Raw genomic sequence first — 17,721 nt, forward strand, 5'->3', positions numbered from 1 at the left:
GGAGACCCCCCAGGCGCGCCGAGGAGGCTCCCTGACCGCCCGCGGAAAGCGAGTGCCTGAAGTGGAAATCTAAATTTTACACCGCCAAAAAAAACTGTGGACAAATTGATTTCTATCTTTTTAAACAAAGTTAATTGTAAAGGGTGTTCGAGATTTCAGCGGGGAAAGCGTATCCAAGCTGTGACCCCACAGGCGCAAAGAGCTCCGAGGGCGGATCACCCTTGGAAAGCTAGTGACTGGAGGCAACGTTCAAATTTTTTGACCAATCATGATTGTACTTGCTTACTGCCCTTTTTTTCATTGATGGCTTTCTGATCGATTTTTGTATAGATGCGTTCCACTTCGATTTTGTCATGCAACAGAAGCTCGCGGTTTTCTTTTAGCAGTTGAGTATAAGATTTCCTTCTTCTAGACATTTTTTAATTCACCTCTCAATTGATTGAATTCCTTCTGTAAAACTACGATCGGAAGCTCGTATAGTTGTTTATTATATTTTTTAAAAATCCCGAATTTCAGAAGTTCTTGTATAAGTTCTTCTTTTTTTGCTTCTCCCTTTGCACTTGATTGGGTAATCATCAAGGACCCTCCTTAACAAAAATACAGACTTTTGGTATTTGGGGCTGCCTAGCATCCGATCCCACATGGAGAATCTCCACTTTTTCCTATTGCTTCCCCATATAAGGGCATGGTCTGCAAAGTCTTCGCATTTCCTCCATTGTTCGTATGTACTGCTTTCTTGGTGTAGTTTCAATACTCGATCATATACGTCAAATCCAAATCGCTTCATTTTATCCGAAAGGATATCTATCGCGGCGCAGGGCTTCGAATAGGTCAGGTCGCCGGCACCAAAGAATGCAACTTTCACTCCAGCAAAGTCCACTTGGTCAATTTCTTCATAAAACTCGTTTGCTTCATACGGTACATCTTCAAGATTCCATGTATATAAACCTATAAAGGCCAAATCAAAGTCCTTTAAAGCATCAACTTCAACAGTATCCAATCTTTCCATATATACTTCACAGCCGACAGCCTTCATTCTATTCTTTATGTTTATAGCCATTTTCTCGGTATTACCGGATAAACTGACATAACCAATGAATACCTTCATCTATATCACTTCCTAATTGAGAATTAATTTCATTACACACTTCACTATAAATGAAAATGATTCTCATTGTCAATTATTTACCTCCGTAAATTATATTAAACAGTCCTTTTTCATCTTAAAAATAATATAAATGTCCTAAAAATTAAGTGAAAAAACCAAAACGTTTAGGTAAAAAAGCCTATATTTTCATAAAAAATCATGATACACTATGTAATAATTTAACTATATAGGTTTTAGTTATTTTGAGGTTAAATAAAAAGGCTGTTTTCGCATACTTTGTTGCTATTTACCAAGTAGTGCGGTGTGGTTGATTTCCCCTCCAGATGCTCGCTTTCCGCGGGGCGGGCGGTGAGCCTCCTCGGCGTAAACGCCTGTGGGGTCTCACCTGTCCCGCTGCTCCCGCAGGAGTCTCGCACTTCCGCTCCAATCAACCTTAAATAGTTTCGTTTTAAAAACAACAATCTTTATGAAAAGAGCCAATAAAAAACATACTAGGTGGGCTACTAATGGAATGGTTGAAACCTTCTGAAGCTAATAATCAGTTCGAAGACAATACAGACAGTTTTTCAGATTTCAAGATCAGGGAATTTACCCCTAATTCAAATTTCGAAAAAAAATATTCACTATTAACTCAATTCTTTTTACTGTTGGGTTGCCAAGATGAAAGTAGTGTTACTTCGTTATTTGTCGATAGAATTGATAATCAAGTCATCGAAGAAATTATTATGCATTTTGACAACACCAAGATTTTATTAGAAAACGAAGTACCATCAGAAATAATGTTAAATAAGCCGAATCAAGAATCTCTCTCCTTGATCAGGTCGAGTCACATAAATCCAATAATAAAAAATCTATATGGGACAATTAGCAAATCACAATATGAATGGAAACCACAAAAATCATACAAGATAATACCTGAATTTATAGAGAAATACGAAGATATGGAGTTCGATAAGGTGTTAGCTTATTTAAAAAACACATCAAAGGGGCCAATAATCTCGCTCTCCTTATACAATTGGACTTTAAAAGATTGTTTAAAAGATACTTTTGCCATTAGATATTTCACGCATAAGTGTAAAAATGCTTATATATGGGTTGATGATTCTAATATTGTTTCTACAATTCAACTAGAAGTACATTAAAATACCCCTTTTATATTAAACAGTAAAAGAAAAGGTTTTATTGTTTGATAAAAGGGGTTCTTCTGTAAGTATTCTAATCAAGCCCTAGCTTTTTCACAGCAGGCAGAATGTAAGAATCCCATGAAATCAACTTATCGGGCTCCTTCCATGGATCAATTTTCGTAGATTGACTCGGATGCAATTAAATGGCATCCATTCCACTTCTACATCCTTTCCTATCAGATTACGCTTTAATTTTCACTGTCATAATATATTCCCTCACTTTTAATATCAGCTATTCTTGTAACCAAACTAGTTACAAAAAAAGGAGCAACAGTCCTCCATGCCAAGAAAGTTATTTTCAATGACAATAGCAAAAATACGGCGACCATCCATGTTTAGGATAAGCGCCGTTGTTAAATTTCTTTTAAAATCTGAAATCATGATCTATTGACTCATTCCTTCTTCTGTAATTTCCGTAGTAACTTCTGTGGTATATTTCACTTTTGGAAATGTCTGCCTCCATTTTTCCCCCGACCATTGTCCTCTATGCGACCGACGAAATGATTCTCCCATCCCAATCGCATCGACTTTTTCTTTTTGGAGCTCGGCAATTAATTGGTTCACTTCTGTTTGAAAATATTGGCTAATCCGTTTTTCCGATGCATGAATTGGACCCAGATTGACGGATAAGCCATTCACTTGGATATCGAGCTTAACCGTTACCTTCGGATCACTTAAATCTCCATTACTGATGTACCTTACTTTACTTTTCATTGTTCGTGTATAGACCCGTCTACGTTCTGAATCTTTTAAATCCATTTCCACACTAAATAATTCCGCTCTTTTTTCCTTAAGTAATTGGAGGATGTTGCTTTTGTCAATTGTAAGGGTACTTTGCATATTATAGTCCCGAAATAACACATTCCCTTTAAAGGACAATTGTTCGTCCTCTTTAATGAGCAGTGGAAGTGTAGGGTCCGCTGTACCGCTGGATGTTTTATAATCCACCTCCTGAAGAGATATGAAGGTAGCAAATGATTTATTATACCTTGGTGTCATTAAACTCAGGATATATTCGTTAATTTTAGGTTCGTCCACATATTTTCCTGTAATGATATCCACTGCATCCTCTTCTGTAACCGCCATCATCATATTCATGGAAAAATGAGGATTGTACCTGAAGTATTCTGTTAATTCCTTCATACCTTTTTCTTTAGCATACTTCTGGCTGATTAGCCCTACTTGTAGCTGGGAAGGAACGATCGTCTTATCGATTTTCATCGAAAGTTTATTAATGGCACCCGCAATTGTTTCATCCGTGACTTCATACACTTTTATCGATTCTTTGTCTCTTGTAATGACCTGGGGAATCAGTACGGAGACTTTCGTTTCTTTTGTTGATTCCATATAATCAAAGGAGACAATTTGTACCAAGCCATAATCTTCTATAGCTGGCTGCTGAAAATGCGTGCAGCCGGATAATTGTACGAGGACTGTAATCAAGAAGGTGATCCTAAATAAATTTTTCAAGACTTCACCCTCCTTATTACAAGTAAAAGTATTGGGAAAACAACCAGTACAAAATTGAAGTATATTATCCCATCTGCGATTTTCCCTATTGCTTCACCCGAACTTCCAGGCAGAAAAAGAAGGATAAAAACCACCCCTAAAGCAGAAAGCACTTTAGTATTTTCATTTTTTTCATTCCTCGATATTTGATCTAACGCATTCTTCGCAATCCAGGTATAGGCGGCAGCAGTCCCTACAACCAGAAGAAGCCATAAATTGATAAAGACATTATCAATTCTGACGGCAAAGGAAAATTGCACCTCCTGCATGAAGTTAACGATTGGATATTGAATATGCTGTAACTCCCAATCCGTGTAATGTGTGACAGCCGCGATGGTAACAAAGCAATACAAAAATACCACCACCCATAAAGCTATACTGGAATGTTTAAATGCTCTTTCCTGATTGTTAATAAACGGATAAAAGAAAAGGATAAATTCAAAACCAATAAAAGAAAAGTACCCTTTAGGGAATGCAGCCATCAAATCTGAGGCAGTGAAGTTTAGGAGCGGCAGCAGATGTGTGATATCCCCTTTATTAAAACCGGTAATAAGAAAAAGAATGAACCAGATGGATAAAAAGAAAGACAGAATATGATATTGAGCCAGTGAAATAATATTTCCTTTACTGACAAGGGAAAAGGTGACAAAGAGCAGGGCCGTTATTATCCAAAATGTAGGGTTAAATTGAAAAGCCAGTAAGGTCACTATATGTACATACGATTTGATCACGTGAAATATGACAAGAATGGCATAGATAAATATCATGAAATTGATGAAGTTTCCGGCAACTTTTCCTAGTAATAAAGTATTAATTTCAAATAAGTTATGATCGGGATAGTATTTGAGCAACCGGAAAAACAACCATAAGAGGAGTTGTATCACGATCCCATAAACTAGCGGCATGACCCAGCCCCCATAACCCACTTGGCTGACATCGTGAGGAAATGTAAACATTCCAACTCCTGTGATGGTATTGATCATTAAGAAAATAACATGAACTGAATGTAGTTTTTTTAGCTTTTGCATTTCCATCTTTTCACCTATTTGTTCTAGAACTATTTTTTATTAATCCGCGCTCCGGCACTCTCAGTACACCCTTGTTTGAATATCCTCTACCCTTGTTAAAACCAGTGGAAAGTAGTGGCGATCCCAAAGATTTTAATTTAACTAGATGTGATAATAAATAAGCAAAAGCAATCATCTGTCCAAACAGACCGAGCATCCCAGCTAAAAGGATGAATACATATTTAATCACTTGAAAGCCATTTCTCAATAAGACATTGGTAGGCAAGAAAGAGAGAAGCGTTGAAACAGCGACAAGGATAATAATGATATTGCTAAATAAACCAGCTTCCACTGCAGCTGTTCCGATTACAATACCTCCCACTACCCCAATGGTTTGTCCTACTTTAATGGACATACGTGCGGCAGCCTCTCTTAAAATTTCAATAATGATTTCCAAAATCAGCACTTCTAGCATGGGTGAGAAAGGAACCTTTGCCCTGGAAGTAGCGATTAAGCTAAAAAGTTGCGGCGGAAGCATTTCCGGGTGGAACGTTAAAAATGAAACATATGAAGAGGTGATGAAAATCGTCATAAAAAGGCCAAAAAGAGATAAATGGCGAATTAATGTAGCGGTCAATGAACGATTGTATTCATCGTCAGCAGAGTTCACCAATTCCATGAAGGTGATGGGACCGATCAGGGCCTGGGGGGCGCCATCCAGCAATAATACAATCTTCCCTTCCAGTAATGAACTCATCGATGTGTCAACTCTTACCGTGTTAAGCAGTTGTGGAAATGGCGACCAAGGCATCTCTTCAATCATTTGTTGCAAAACGGAAGCTGAAGTTATTCCTTGGATGTTCACCTTATCCAAAGCACGCAGCAAAAAATCGAGATTGTCACGGGATACTTTATTGTCCATATATAAAACGGCATATTGTGTTTGGGTTTCTTCTCCGATATTGCCTATAATAGTTTTTAAGGAAATGTTTTTCACTTTTCTTTTAAGTAAAGATAAATTCGTCTGTAACGATTCATTAAAAGAATCCTGTGGCCCCATGATGGAGGATTCTATCGCAGAGGATTCAATACTGCGCTGGGAGACACTATACGTTTTAAGTTTAATCAGTTCTTCACCATCACTAATAAGTGTGAAGCCTTCCAAAACAGCTTGAACGGCATCACTGACAGAATCAATTGACTCTCCGGATATATAGACGTTCTGCAGTCCCTTCCATTCGTCACCATTATGTAAGTGAAGGGGCCGAATCACCAATTCTTCTAACGTTTTTTGTTCTGTCAGTGAATTCATATAAAATAGGCTTATTGGTTTTTTGTTTATAAGGATTTCTTTTCGTACAATGTCATCATTTCCTTGAAAAGCCTTCATTAAAAGATCCATTTTCACCACAATCGCCACCTCCATATCAGCATAACCATGCGCAAAGCGTTTGATACGGCTTAAACCAAGTGCAAAGAGTGAATCAGCAAACAATCTTTTTTGACCTAAAAAAAAGAGAGCCCGTTTTACTCCGTTAAAAGTAAAAAGGCCCTGATTTTCATCGTTTAATTAATAAAACTTCACAATATCTTCAAAAGGCAAGAACGTTTTTTCTCCTGGTTGTTCATTCGGCTCACCAAATGGCATTTGAGCTATCAACGACCATTTACCTGGAAGATCCCAAGTTTTCATCACTTCTTCATCAATGATCGGATTATAATGCTGTAAAGATGCCCCTATGCCTTCCGCTGTTAAAGTCATCCATATTGCATACTGCAGCATAGCACTTCCTTGATGGGACCAATATGGAAACTGTTCTTTATAGGAGGGGGCTTTTTCTTGCATTTGTTCTATCGTTTCTTGATTTTCAAAGAATAGAATGGTTCCCACTCCATCACGAAATCCTTGCAGTCGTTCCACAGTAGCCGCAAAGCTCTCTTCCGGGACACGGGAACGAAGTGTTTCTTTTACAATATCCCAGAACCTTTCATGCTGGTCATCCATCACCACCACCACTCGTCCGCTTTGCATATTAAATGAAGTCGGTGCATGTAAAGCGATTTTTAACAATTCATTGATTCTTTCCTTCGAAATATTATCGTTCTTTTTCACCTTACGGATGGAACGGCGATTGATGATTGCTTCTTTTACATTAGTTGTAGTTGCTGACATTTTGAGTCCTCCAATTTTATGTTTCATTTCATTTTATTTAATAAAAGGCTTTTAGCAGTTCACCTTGCCATCACATTGCAAGCCATCAAATTCATTCCGTTTATTTTTTGCTTCTTCCTTCTCAATGACTTGCGCTAACCTTTCTTTGCTGGCTAGTCCTTGAATGACTTCATCACCAATAATGAACGTCGGGACAGCCCTGATATCTGCTTCTTCATAAGCATGTTTGAGTGCTTGCTGGTGCACTTCCCGATACTTTCGGGACACTAACGCTTCTCTAAAGGCATCTATAGGAAGCTCAACTTCACCCGCTAATTTTGTCAATACTTCAATATCTTCAATATTTTGTTCCTCTTGAAAAAACGCGGTAAATACTCTGTTGTGGAATTCGTTCCCTTTTCCGTGCTCCTTTGCAAAATGGCAGCCTTCGAATGCCAAATGTGTATATGGATGCGGGGAGACACGGGGTAAACGCATATCAACCCCTAGCTTTTTCGCAACAGGAAGAATGTAAGAATCCCATGAATTCAACTTATCGGGTTCCTTCCAAGGATCAATTTTCGTATATGGACTCGGACGCAATTCAAATGGCATCCATTCCACTTCTACATCCTTTTCCTTCACGATTTCGTCCAAAGGCCCTTTACCTAAAAAACAAAATGGACAAATAAAATCAGAATATGCTTTAATTTTCACTGTCATCATATATTCCCTCACTTTTCAATATCAGCTAAACTTGTAACCAAACTAGTTACAATACAGAGCAAAAAAAATCAATATAATTACATGGCATTCAGTAACTGTACAGTCGATTGCTTCCTGCGATTGTTTACCACCTGCTGTAATCATTTTAGTTACAGGTCAGAGGAAAGTCAACCATTATTTTAAATAAAAAAAGTTTGTAAAGAAAATTTTGCTTTTCTCTACAAACTTTTTTATTAAAACTTCCTTACATCTCGATTTGTTCGTTAACGGGTTCTCTCTTTTTCCTTCTCTGTTTTTTCGATTTTTTATAGTACAGCAATTCGTATATACATGGAATAACGATCAGTGTGAGCAGTGTGGAAACAGCTAGCCCGCCAATGACAACGATAGCCAAGCTTTGTGAAACCAAGCTTCCTGTTTCCGCCTTTTTATATAAAAGCGGCAGCATGGCACAAATCGTTGCTACAGCCGTCATTATGATTGGACGGAATCTTGTGGCTGTCGCTTCGACGATCGCATCACGGATGATCATTTTTTCTTCGTTTTGTTTGACTCGATCCAGAAGCACAATCGCGTTTGTCACAACAATTCCTATTAACATGAGAGCACCCAGCAGTGCTGTAATATCAACTGGAATTCGACTGATAACCAATCCTAATACCGCTCCAATGGCAGCGAATGGCAAGGAAAATAGAATGGCAATCGGTGCTTTGATCGATTTAAAGGTTATAACCATGATTAAAAAGACAATGCCGATCGATATTAACATCGTAAGGAATAAATCGGAAAAATCATCTGTCTGCTGAGCACTGGCTCCGCCGACTAAAATCTCTACATCATCCGGAATACTAAGGCCTTTATTCTCTTTATCTCCAAATATCTCAAGATTTATTTTGCTTGCAATATCGGACAGCTTAGTTGGATCGACCGTTGCCGTTAATTGGAGATATGTTTCTCCATCTTTATGGAACTGCGTTGTTGCGCTCTCTTCGCTCTTTAAAGAAGCAACTTTTGACACTGGGGCTAGACCCCCGTCTGTCATGATCGGAATGCTTTTTAAATCCTCTGGTTTTTTAGGATCCATGATTGGTTCAAGGACGACAGGAGTTTGCTTATCCTGTAAAGTTATATGGCCGATAGGCGTTTTATTAAGCATGATACCCAATTGTTGGCCGATTTGTTCTGTATTGCCTTTAGCCGGATCTACCGTGAATGAATAAATGGTTTTCTTTTCATCCTGGTTCGTTGTAACCTCTTCGATTCCTTTAATATCCTGAATTCTTTCTTTGAGATTATTGGCCGTACGTTCCAAATCTTCTGCATTACTGCCGATCACATCTATCGTAATGTTCGTCTTTGATGCTCCCATCATAAAGGAAGAGGCTTGGGCCGTAAGCTTCGCATCAGGATAGTTTTCTTGTTCCTTTTCCATTTTTTTCAGGATTGCATCTACATTTGCTTTATCCTTTACCAGGATGCCGAAAATCGCTTCTGTAGGTGATGCGACCTCTCCATATTGTGCTGTCTCGGGAGAGTTCCCTAATTGCATGAAAATATTATCCACTTCATTCATACCCTGCATCGTTTCTTCGAGTTCAATCGCTTTTTCCTTTACTTTCTCATAGGGCTGATCATTTGGATAAGTTAATGTCACGGAGACATAGTCTGCTGAAGAATTATCAATCGCCCCTTTTGGCATGGCAAAATATGTACCAATGGAACCGACAAACAACAGCATCGCAACAATCAGGACAACCCATTTATGGTTTAGTGACCAAGTAACCAGCTTCGTAAAACGCTTGGCCGGTCGATGTTTTGGCAGCTCCGTCCTTTTCAGCAATCCTGCGCTCATTAACGGAACAACCGTCAATGCCACAATTAATGAAGCCAGCAAAGAATAAGTGACAGTCAAAGCAAAAGGAAGAAGAAACTCCTGAAGCCCTCCATTCAATAAAGCAACCGGCAAGAAAACGGCAACAGTCGTAAGGGTTGAAGCTGTGATTGCCACTCCCACCTCTTTCGTTGCATCCATCACCAATTCGACTGAAATCTTCTCCTGCTGCATTTTCCGGAAAATGTTTTCAATAACGACAATACTATCGTCCACCAAGCGCCCGATCGCTACAGCGACACCGCCCAGCGTCAAAATATTCAGCGTCACTCCCGACAATGACAGTAAAAATAACGTAAATCCAAGAGATAGCGGTATGGATACGATTGTAATGAATGTAGATCGTACATTCCGTAAAAAGACCATGATTACAATCGTAGCGAATAGCGCACCCAGCAGAACTTCTTTTACCATCGTCTGAACGGACGTCTCCACCATATCAGCTGTAGATAAATAAATGGTCGATTTCTGGTCACTATACTTTTCATTAATTTCTTTTGCTACTTTTTCAACCTCTTTACTGATTGTGACAGCATTTGATTGACTGTCCTTGATAATGCTTAAATCAATGCTTTCCTTTCCATTAAAACGACTGATGAGGTTGCCATCATTCGCTTCTTCAACTTTTGCAATCTCTCCAAGTGCGACATTCGGAGTGACCTTCAGCGCTTCTAATTTTTCAATACTTGTTAAATCACCGATCACCTTGATGTTACTTGCCTTCCCATCAATCACTTTTTCGCCTACGGCCAGAGCTGCATTCTGACCGTTAAGGACGCTCATGACATCTTGAATGGAGACTTTCTTTTTAGCCAATTCTTCATTATCCACTTTGACTGAAAGAATGGATTGCGAAACCCCGAATGTCTGGACATCCGAAACCCCTTTAATATCTTTATACAAAGGCTCCAATTCTTTCTTGGCAAAGTCTATATTTTCAGCTGTTAACCCATCCTTAAAAGTAACTGATACAAATGAAATGGGAATCATTGACGTATTTAACTGTGTAACAGTAGGCTTTGCCATGCTCTGTGGCAATGCTACACTGCCTAATGCTTCCTGAACATCAAGTTTCGCTTGTTTCATATCCGATCCGGCTTCAAAGAATAGATCTACTTTAGAAAAACCATCTCCAGTGGTGGAGTATATGGAACTCTTTCCTTTAACGCCCGTAACTGCCCTTTCAATCGGATCTGTAACTTGTGCTTCCATCGTTTTCGAATCGGTGCCCTGCCCCATTGTGATAATCGTAACTTGTGGATTATCGGCAGATGGTAAAAATTCCATCGGCAGTTTAAAATAACTGACAACTCCTATCATCAAAATAAATATGGTTACCAATGAAACGGCAGCCTTGTTCTTAAACGACCACTTAGTAAAAAACTCCACGCACTAATCACCCCTGAATAAAATTTATAAGAAAATAATTCCATTTCAAATCTTACCATATATTACTAATGTTGGAGTGTTAATTTTTTATTGATTTTTATATTTTTTTATGTCTATCGATGCGGAGAACTTTTTCCACATAAAAAAAGGCTGCACAGCAGCCTCCAGTTTTTAGACAAAAGGGGTTTCTAAATTTCAAAACAAAGTTGATTGGAACGTAAGGTACGAGACTCCTGCGGGAAAAACGTGTCCAGGGGAGACCCCGCAGGCGCAAAGGCGCCGAGGGCGGAACGCCCGCGGAAAGCGAGTGCCTTGAGTGGAAATCAACGTTCAAAATGCACAAACCTAAAAAATGAAGAAACGCGATTATTTATACCCTCTGATAAAAAGCATGACGATAGCCAAAACCATTATCCCGATAAGTAATAACGGGCCTATGCCCGAGCTATACACGAAGTATACCGTGATGTGGCGAAAAATGAGCACCACAAGAAATAGGAATAACAGGAAACACAAAATCATGATCAGAGCGGTGTTTTTATTCCGATACAAGTAACCAGCCCCATTTTAATAGCTTTATTTCCACTAAGGAAAAATTCATGCGAATCCAAGCCCTAACAACAACCTTCCGTTAAGAAACAATATGCAGCCCATGTTTTGTACTATTCTTTATATCAAATTAAAAAAGGCTGCCGCAGCAACCCGATTCTTCGAAAATCCTCTGGACCAAAAACTACATTTCCTGAAGTTCATTGACCGTCACAAACGTATACCCTTCGTTCGTTAACTCTCGTAAGATCCCTTCAATCGCTTGAAGCTCTTTACCCGTATCATCATACATCGGATGCATCAGGATGATCGAACCTGGTTTTATATTTTCCTTCACATACTTCACTTTGTCAGAAGCGGTAGTGTAATAGCTATCTGGTTCCAGATCCCAGGTAATGGTCTCTCTATCATTTTTATTTAAATAATAAGGCAAACCTATGATTTTTTTCCCGTTTGGAGGCCGGACATCAATTTCACCCTCATATCCGGCGTTCTGAATCAATTTATCCGTTTTCTCGATTTCCTCTTTGATATAAGAAGGCGATTTGAACACCATCCGCCTGTGCGAATACGTATGATTCCCAATCTGATGTCCCGCTTCCGCTATTTTCCCAGCTTCCTCCGGGTACTTTTCGATTTCGTTACCGATCAGGAAGAATGTAGCTTTCACATCGTATTTAGCCAACAACGGCAGAATCTCATTTACATTCTTCGATGGGCCATCATCAAAAGTCAAAGCGACCACTTTTTCATTCGTCTCGACATTATCCGTTAATCCACCGAACACCTGATAGGTTCTCGAATTCATTAATTTATACGTACCAAGCAACAGCAGGAAAACAACCAGGATTCCCAAACCAATGAATATCAGTTTCTTTTTCATGCAAATACCTATCTTTCTATAAGTTTTTTAATTCAATGACCTATTATAGCAAATCATTGAACAAAAACACTTATTGCTCTCTCCGACCGAGCCGTCCACACTCACTTTACATGTATCAACTCAAAACGCTCACACACCAGCAGCATATCCTCTTTAAAGGTGTGCCCGATTTTGTCCAGTTCTTCTTTAAAAAATTTCTCATGGGCATCCCACCAGTAAGTATAGGTACGATCTCCTTCCCCTTCTGCAATCGCAAACTCTTCACTCACTTCATTCATGGGCAATACTTCGACTTTCACTGTTTGTATGATGGCTAAGGGCAAATCCTCACTGCTTAAGATAATGCTGTAATCGCCCACGGATGGTAATGGTTCATTTTCCTCTCCGTAAAAAACATGCCCAGAGCATGTAGCCGTTTTTATCCCATCCATCACTAACTGAGCCAAATGATCGGGATCTGCCCCGAATTGCCATGCACTGACTGACTGGGGTTTTTCATCTTTCCCTTGCCAATATTCATTCCAATATAATTCCGCTTTGACATTCACTCTATGATTCTCCATTCTGTTCTGACATAAAGCATATTTGAATGATTATTATTCTTAAAATTTTCGTTCATCTGTCATTTACTATTTTCACTTCTGCATTCATTTAGCTGTTCCCATTCACTTAAATACATACGATTCTTGATTTTTTTTGGATTCACTAGTTTACTAATAAACTCCAAACTGTTTCCGTCAGGATCATTAAAGTGAATTTTAGCGTGGGCATATTCCCCGTGAGGCATCACGAAAGGTTCAACTGGTAAAAATCCAAAAGCCTCTCTTGGCGCATAGCCTCTATCTTCAAGCCATGCGACTGAGCTCTTTAGATCTGCCAATGATACTTGAAAAGCGATATGCCGTAGGGAGGGATGATACTCAACCTCTACTTTTTCCGTTTCCCAAAGCCCCAGCCAACTTTTATCCTTATCAATCCATAGAAAAGCCAGGTTGTCTTCAACCTTATGATCCAACTGCAAACCAAGCCCTTCATAGAATTCAATGGAACGATTCAAATTACTAACCGGTAAATGTGCTTCATATAAACCTCTTATCATTGAATAATCCCCTTTTAATCAGAACTATATCCACCATCCTGATTCAATCCCTTTATCTTATTATTCTGCGTGGCCATTCCATTTCACCCGTTAACAACAAAGTGATGATGATTACCCAAAATATAAAGAATGATGAGGAGAAAACCAATGAGATGATGGAAATCATGTTTTTCTCCGATTTCTTCAAAATTCCCATGACAGAGAGGACGATGCCGGAAACCGTAAGGAAAAATGTGATATAACCACCAGTCAAGTTTCCGATATTTCCTATTCTGATAGGTGTAATAAAAACAGTAAAAAAGCAAATGATTCCAATGATGAATGAAGTAAAACTAATTACACCGTACCTCTTCTGAATACAAGCTTCGTTTTCCATCGAGCTCACCCCTTTCATCAATTTTTAAAGCCTATATACATCTATTAATATCTCACGCATAATTTTAACATATAATGCCAGACGAATTGTTGTGCACAAAAAATCGGGACAAAAGACCGTGAATTAAAGCTTCATTTTCATACCTTCATGAGTGGCTTTGAATCCTAACCGTTCATAAAATCGCAGCGCTTCTTCCCGCTTTTTATCGGTCGTGAGCTGAATGATATGGCAGCCCCGCTTCTTTGCACGGTCAATTGCATATTGAATTAACTTGCTTCCAATCCCTTTCCCCCGTTCTGTGGATGCCGTCCGAACTCCTTCGATCGTAGCTCTCCAGCCGCCTTGATGGGTAATATAAGGTGTGAACGTGATTTGCTGCACCCCAATGATTTCCGCACCAAAGCATGCAACGATCAATTCATTATTTTCATCTGCATCAATGGATTCAAATGCTTTTAGATAGCTTTCAGGAAGCGGATTTTCATATCGCTCCCTCTCCCTCCCCAATGCATCATCCGCGAGCATCCGTACGATTTCACTTAAGTCTTTTGCCGTCGCATTCCTGAATGTGACCATGGTATCCCTCCTCATAATGTACTTCCGTATCACCCTGATGTAAATCATTCCTTCATTAATAACTTCTGCCAATAGTCCGGCGGTCCTCTTTTCTGGAGGAAAAATAATGCAACTGTAAAAATTGGACCATCAAAAAAAGGACCCCCTATAAAAGGAAGTCCTTCAATTCATTCACTATTAGGTAATTGGCGCAGGATTGAACAGTGCCAAATCATTATGCAGGCCCCAATGTTCTGCCCAGGTTTTCTTTTTACCGCTGGCCACTTCCAGAATAAGGTGAAATATTTCCCACCCGACTTCCTCTATGGTTGCTTCACCAGTAGCGATCGTTCCAGCATTTATATCGATCAGATCTTTCCATTGCTCTGTCAATGTATTTCGTGTAGATACTTTGATGACGGAAGCCATTGCGAGATTATAAGGTGTGCCTCTTCCAGTTGAAAAAACTTGAAGGTGCATGCCTGAAGCAAGCTGCAGTGTTCCGCAAACAAAGTCACTAGCTGGTGTAGCTGCAAAAATCAGCCCTTTTTCCGTTGCTTTTTCACCTGGAGCCAAAACGCCTGAAATGGGGCTGCCTCCGGATTTGGCAATGGAGCCTAATGATTTTTCCACTACATTGGCCAACCCGCCCTTTTTGTTTCCAGGCGACGGATTGGCACTTCGATCGGCATCACCCAATGCAAGGTAGTTATCATACCAATCCATTTCCTTTATTAAAGCTCTCCCCACTTCTTCATTCACTGCACGAGGCGTTAATAGATGAATCGCATCCCGTACTTCTGTGACTTCAGAAAATAGAACGGTTGCCCCTGCCCTGACTAACAGATCTGTGGCATATCCTACGGCAGGGTTAGCTGTGACACCAGAGAATGCATCACTTCCACCGCACTGGGTACCGATGACTAATTCGGAAACCGGAAATGTCTCCCGCTGCCGGCGGTTCAACTTGATTAAACGTTCCTCGGCCATTTCCATAATGGATTGGACCATCCCCGCAAATCCCTGCTGATCCTGAAGTGAAATGATATCTGAATCGTCCCCGCTTGGATTTATTCTCATTGGAGACAGTTTTTCACACCCCAATCCAACTACCAAGGCTTCCCCGCCGAAATTCGGGTGTTTCGCAAGGTTCTGTATCGTGCGAATGGGAATGACCGCTTCCGGTGCATTGATAGCGACTCCGCATCCATAGTTGTGATTTATGGCGAAAACATCATCAACATTGGGATACTTCGGAAGTAGCTCTTTTTTTATCCGGTTCACGACGAAATCCAGCACGCCCACTACACATTGAACGCTTGTTGTAATGCCCAATATATTCTTGGTTCCAACACTGCCATCTTCATTGCGGAACCCTTGGAATGTATACCCTTCAAGCGGGGGTAAAGTTTTCGGAATATCATTTGCTACCGGCAATTCCTTTAAATCCGGAGAAGACGGAAGTATCACCAGTGATTCGTCAATCCAACAGCCCTTACTGATTGATTTAGCCGCATAACCGATAACTTCCCCATAGCGTATGATGGCTTCATTCTCGACTATGTCCATTAAAGCCACCTTGTGGCCTTGTGGCACTCTTTCTTTCAATTCAAGCCCACAAGGGAATACGGTTCCTTGATCCAAGCCTCCCGTATTAACAACGATGGCGACATTGTCGATCCCATTCACCTTAATATAAAGCGGTACCTCCGTCAGTTGCGTTTTCGTATCCACTTTACCACTCCTTCATTCTAAAAAAGCAAACAGACATCACTAAACATACACGTGTCGGTAATTTTCAGAAATACTGTTTTTTTCCCTTATTTGACAAACACCGTTTTAATGGAAGTAAAAAACTCTTTTGCGGCTTCTCCTTGTTCCCTGGAGTGGGAGCTGGAGTTTTTCATGCCGCCAAATGGCGCCTGTAATTCAACGCCTGCGCTCTCGGCGTTGACCCTGATCAATCCCGCTTCCATATCATTAACAAATGAAAGCAGATGTTTGATATTGGCTGTGAAAATCGAAGCACTAAGGCCATATTCCACGCTGTTCGCAAGTTGCAGGGCTTCTTCAACTGAATCAGCTTTCAATAAGGCAATAACCGGACCAAAAATCTCTTCCTGTACAATTGTCATATCTGACGTACAATTATCAAAAATCGTCGGTTCTACATAAAAGCCATTTGCCTGAGGGCCTTCTTCAGCACGCTTCCCGCCAATTAGAAGTGCAGCACCTTCTTCCACTCCTTTTTCGATATAGGAAAGAACCGTATTCAATTGACTTTCGCTGGCACATGGTCCCATCCATGTCCCGCTGTCCAATCCATCCCCGATGGAAATGCCTTTCGTTTCTTTCACCAGCAGCTGCTTGAACTCTTCATAAACTTCAGCTGCAACGATGACACGGCTTGTCGCGGTACATTTTTGCCCCGTTGAACGGAACGCACCTGTAATGACTGCTTCTACAGCCAGGTTAAGATCCGCATCCGCTGCAACGATCACCGGGTTTTTCCCGCCCATTTCAAGCTGGTATTTCGCTCCGCGTGCTAACGCCGCTTGTCCAATCCTTTTTCCGACTCCGTTTGAGCCGGTAAAGGTAATCCCGTTTATATCTTCGTGATCGGCGATGCCCTGCCCGATGACACTGCCCGGCCCTGTAACCATATTGACAACACCCGCCGGGAAACCGGCTTCTTCAAAACACTCCATGATTTTCGCACAGGTGATCGCCGTCTCGGTGGCTGGCTTCACCACAATCGTATTCCCATATACGAGGGCAGGAGCCATCTTCCAGATTGGGATGGCGATCGGGAAATTCCAAGGTGTAATGACGCCGACTACACCAAGCGGAACGCGCGTCGTGAACATAAGTGCTGAACTGTCGGTGGATGGAATGACATCCCCCACCTTACGCATCCCTTCTCCTGCATAGTATTTCAGGATCGCAATACCGCGTGCCGTTTCCCCTTTTGTTTCAGCAAATGTCTTGCCCATTTCCCGTGTTGCACATTCTGCGATTTCATCAATCCGCTTTTCAAGAATCTGCGCTGCTTTATATAGATACTCCCCGCGCTCTGAACCAGCTAGTTTGCGCCATTTATCTTTCGCCTTTTTCGCTGCTTCCACTGCCAGGTCCAGGTCTTCCTTGGTGGATTTTTGTACATAACCGACAATTGCCTGTTTATCTGCCGGGTTTAAACTTTTTTCAACTTCATTTGAAATGGAAGCAACCCATTCACCATTAATATAGTTAAGATACGTTTTTGTTTGAACTGTAGTTATCATATATAATCC

The 17,721-nt window shown here is 40.4% G+C and carries 17 protein-coding genes and 1 pseudogene; 1 reads left to right on the forward strand and 17 read right to left on the reverse strand.

Annotated elements, in window-relative coordinates; all coding sequences use genetic code 11:
* Positions 1-266 precede the first annotated feature (266 nt).
* Genes ACFX4H_RS12390 through ACFX4H_RS12400 form a run of 3 tightly spaced genes read right to left on the reverse strand, consistent with a single transcriptional unit; the run spans position 267 to position 1,108 of the window.
* Positions 267-416: an FbpB family small basic protein gene (locus ACFX4H_RS12390; protein ID WP_095679135.1), complete on the reverse strand. Its 150-nt coding sequence runs from the start codon at positions 414-416 to the stop codon at positions 267-269.
* Positions 409-576 (reverse strand): Fur-regulated basic protein FbpA, encoded by a 168-nt coding sequence (locus ACFX4H_RS12395; protein ID WP_084737527.1) that lies wholly within the window; start codon positions 574-576, stop codon positions 409-411. Before ACFX4H_RS12395 ends, ACFX4H_RS12390 begins: the two co-directional genes overlap by 8 nt.
* Positions 497-1,108: a flavodoxin domain-containing protein gene (locus tag ACFX4H_RS12400; protein WP_328138739.1), complete on the reverse strand. Its 612-nt coding sequence runs from the start codon at positions 1,106-1,108 to the stop codon at positions 497-499. The genes ACFX4H_RS12395 and ACFX4H_RS12400 overlap by 80 nt, the downstream gene beginning before the upstream one ends.
* 506 nt (positions 1,109-1,614) lie before the next feature.
* On the opposite strand from ACFX4H_RS12400, the gene ACFX4H_RS12405 reads away from it, so the two are divergent.
* Entirely contained in the window at positions 1,615-2,250 is a 636-nt protein-coding gene (locus ACFX4H_RS12405; protein ID WP_377435425.1) for a hypothetical protein, read from the forward strand.
* 76 nt (positions 2,251-2,326) lie between these two features.
* On the opposite strand, the pseudogene ACFX4H_RS26840 reads toward ACFX4H_RS12405, so the two are convergent.
* The 14 genes and pseudogenes from ACFX4H_RS26840 to gucD form a co-directional block, all read right to left on the reverse strand.
* Positions 2,327-2,463, reverse strand: a pseudogene (locus ACFX4H_RS26840) (DsbA family oxidoreductase); the annotation flags it as partial.
* A 213-nt stretch (positions 2,464-2,676) separates the two neighbouring features.
* A complete protein-coding gene (locus ACFX4H_RS12410) occupies positions 2,677-3,762 on the reverse strand; it encodes a Ger(x)C family spore germination protein (RefSeq protein ID WP_328138733.1) in 1,086 nt (361 codons plus the stop codon).
* Positions 3,759-4,829 carry a GerAB/ArcD/ProY family transporter gene (locus tag ACFX4H_RS12415; RefSeq protein WP_328138732.1) on the reverse strand — a complete coding sequence of 357 codons (1,071 nt, stop codon included), beginning with the start codon at positions 4,827-4,829 and terminating at the stop codon, positions 3,759-3,761. Before ACFX4H_RS12415 ends, ACFX4H_RS12410 begins: the two co-directional genes overlap by 4 nt.
* Before the next feature lie 10 nt (positions 4,830-4,839).
* Complete coding sequence (locus tag ACFX4H_RS12420) at positions 4,840-6,303, reverse strand: spore germination protein (RefSeq protein ID WP_328138731.1); 1,464 nt, start codon at positions 6,301-6,303, stop codon at positions 4,840-4,842.
* 75 nt (positions 6,304-6,378) lie between these two features.
* Positions 6,379-6,981 carry a nitroreductase family protein gene (locus tag ACFX4H_RS12425; protein WP_145504495.1) on the reverse strand — a complete coding sequence of 201 codons (603 nt, stop codon included), beginning with the start codon at positions 6,979-6,981 and terminating at the stop codon, positions 6,379-6,381.
* Between the two features lie 51 nt (positions 6,982-7,032).
* On the reverse strand, positions 7,033-7,683 hold the full coding sequence (locus ACFX4H_RS12430) for a DsbA family oxidoreductase (protein WP_323602907.1): 651 nt from the start codon (positions 7,681-7,683) through the stop codon (positions 7,033-7,035).
* 247 nt (positions 7,684-7,930) lie between these two features.
* Positions 7,931-10,966, reverse strand: coding sequence for an efflux RND transporter permease subunit (locus tag ACFX4H_RS12435; protein ID WP_377435428.1), 3,036 nt, complete (start codon positions 10,964-10,966; stop codon positions 7,931-7,933).
* 733 nt (positions 10,967-11,699) lie between these two features.
* Positions 11,700-12,398, reverse strand: a complete 699-nt coding sequence (locus tag ACFX4H_RS12440) for a polysaccharide deacetylase family protein (protein WP_063590294.1) — start codon at positions 12,396-12,398, stop codon at positions 11,700-11,702.
* A gap of 101 nt (positions 12,399-12,499) precedes the next feature.
* Entirely contained in the window at positions 12,500-12,961 is a 462-nt protein-coding gene (locus ACFX4H_RS12445; protein WP_063590293.1) for an ASCH domain-containing protein, read from the reverse strand.
* A gap of 59 nt (positions 12,962-13,020) precedes the next feature.
* Entirely contained in the window at positions 13,021-13,497 is a 477-nt protein-coding gene (locus ACFX4H_RS12450; protein ID WP_034309643.1) for a VOC family protein, read from the reverse strand.
* 52 nt (positions 13,498-13,549) lie between these two features.
* The gene (locus ACFX4H_RS12455) at positions 13,550-13,873 is read right to left on the reverse strand and encodes a hypothetical protein (protein WP_063590292.1); all 324 of its coding nucleotides are present in this window, start codon (positions 13,871-13,873) and stop codon (positions 13,550-13,552) included.
* 123 nt (positions 13,874-13,996) lie between these two features.
* Positions 13,997-14,449, reverse strand: a complete 453-nt coding sequence (locus ACFX4H_RS12460) for a GNAT family N-acetyltransferase (protein WP_283866311.1) — start codon at positions 14,447-14,449, stop codon at positions 13,997-13,999.
* Positions 14,450-14,626: 177 nt separating this feature from the next.
* On the reverse strand, positions 14,627-16,162 hold the full coding sequence (garD, locus tag ACFX4H_RS12465) for a galactarate dehydratase (protein WP_239858789.1): 1,536 nt from the start codon (positions 16,160-16,162) through the stop codon (positions 14,627-14,629).
* Between the two features lie 86 nt (positions 16,163-16,248).
* Positions 16,249-17,712, reverse strand: a complete 1,464-nt coding sequence (gene gucD / locus ACFX4H_RS12470; RefSeq protein WP_053536105.1) for an alpha-ketoglutaric semialdehyde dehydrogenase GucD — start codon at positions 17,710-17,712, stop codon at positions 16,249-16,251.
* Positions 17,713-17,721 lie beyond the last annotated feature (9 nt).

This window comes from Peribacillus sp. YIM B13477 (assembly GCF_042787955.1).
GTDB classification, from domain to species: Bacteria; Bacillota; Bacilli; order Bacillales; family DSM-1321; genus Peribacillus; species Peribacillus frigoritolerans.

Coding starts and splice junctions, on each gene's coding strand:
- ACFX4H_RS12400 (WP_328138739.1), bottom strand. CDS start 1,108: ATGAAGGTATTCATTGGTTATGTCAGTTTATCCGGTAATACCGAGAAA.
- ACFX4H_RS12425 (WP_145504495.1), bottom strand. CDS start 6,981: ATGTCAGCAACTACAACTAATGTAAAAGAAGCAATCATCAATCGCCGT.
- ACFX4H_RS12450 (WP_034309643.1), bottom strand. CDS start 13,497: ATGATAAGAGGTTTATATGAAGCACATTTACCGGTTAGTAATTTGAAT.
- ACFX4H_RS12390 (WP_095679135.1), bottom strand. CDS start 416: ATGTCTAGAAGAAGGAAATCTTATACTCAACTGCTAAAAGAAAACCGC.
- gucD (WP_053536105.1), bottom strand. CDS start 17,712: ATGATAACTACAGTTCAAACAAAAACGTATCTTAACTATATTAATGGT.
- ACFX4H_RS12445 (WP_063590293.1), bottom strand. CDS start 12,961: ATGGAGAATCATAGAGTGAATGTCAAAGCGGAATTATATTGGAATGAA.
- ACFX4H_RS12405 (WP_377435425.1), top strand. CDS start 1,615: ATGGAATGGTTGAAACCTTCTGAAGCTAATAATCAGTTCGAAGACAAT.
- ACFX4H_RS12415 (WP_328138732.1), bottom strand. CDS start 4,829: ATGCAAAAGCTAAAAAAACTACATTCAGTTCATGTTATTTTCTTAATG.
- ACFX4H_RS12455 (WP_063590292.1), bottom strand. CDS start 13,873: ATGGAAAACGAAGCTTGTATTCAGAAGAGGTACGGTGTAATTAGTTTT.
- ACFX4H_RS12395 (WP_084737527.1), bottom strand. CDS start 576: ATGATTACCCAATCAAGTGCAAAGGGAGAAGCAAAAAAAGAAGAACTT.
- ACFX4H_RS12430 (WP_323602907.1), bottom strand. CDS start 7,683: ATGACAGTGAAAATTAAAGCATATTCTGATTTTATTTGTCCATTTTGT.
- ACFX4H_RS12440 (WP_063590294.1), bottom strand. CDS start 12,398: ATGAAAAAGAAACTGATATTCATTGGTTTGGGAATCCTGGTTGTTTTC.
- ACFX4H_RS12460 (WP_283866311.1), bottom strand. CDS start 14,449: ATGGTCACATTCAGGAATGCGACGGCAAAAGACTTAAGTGAAATCGTA.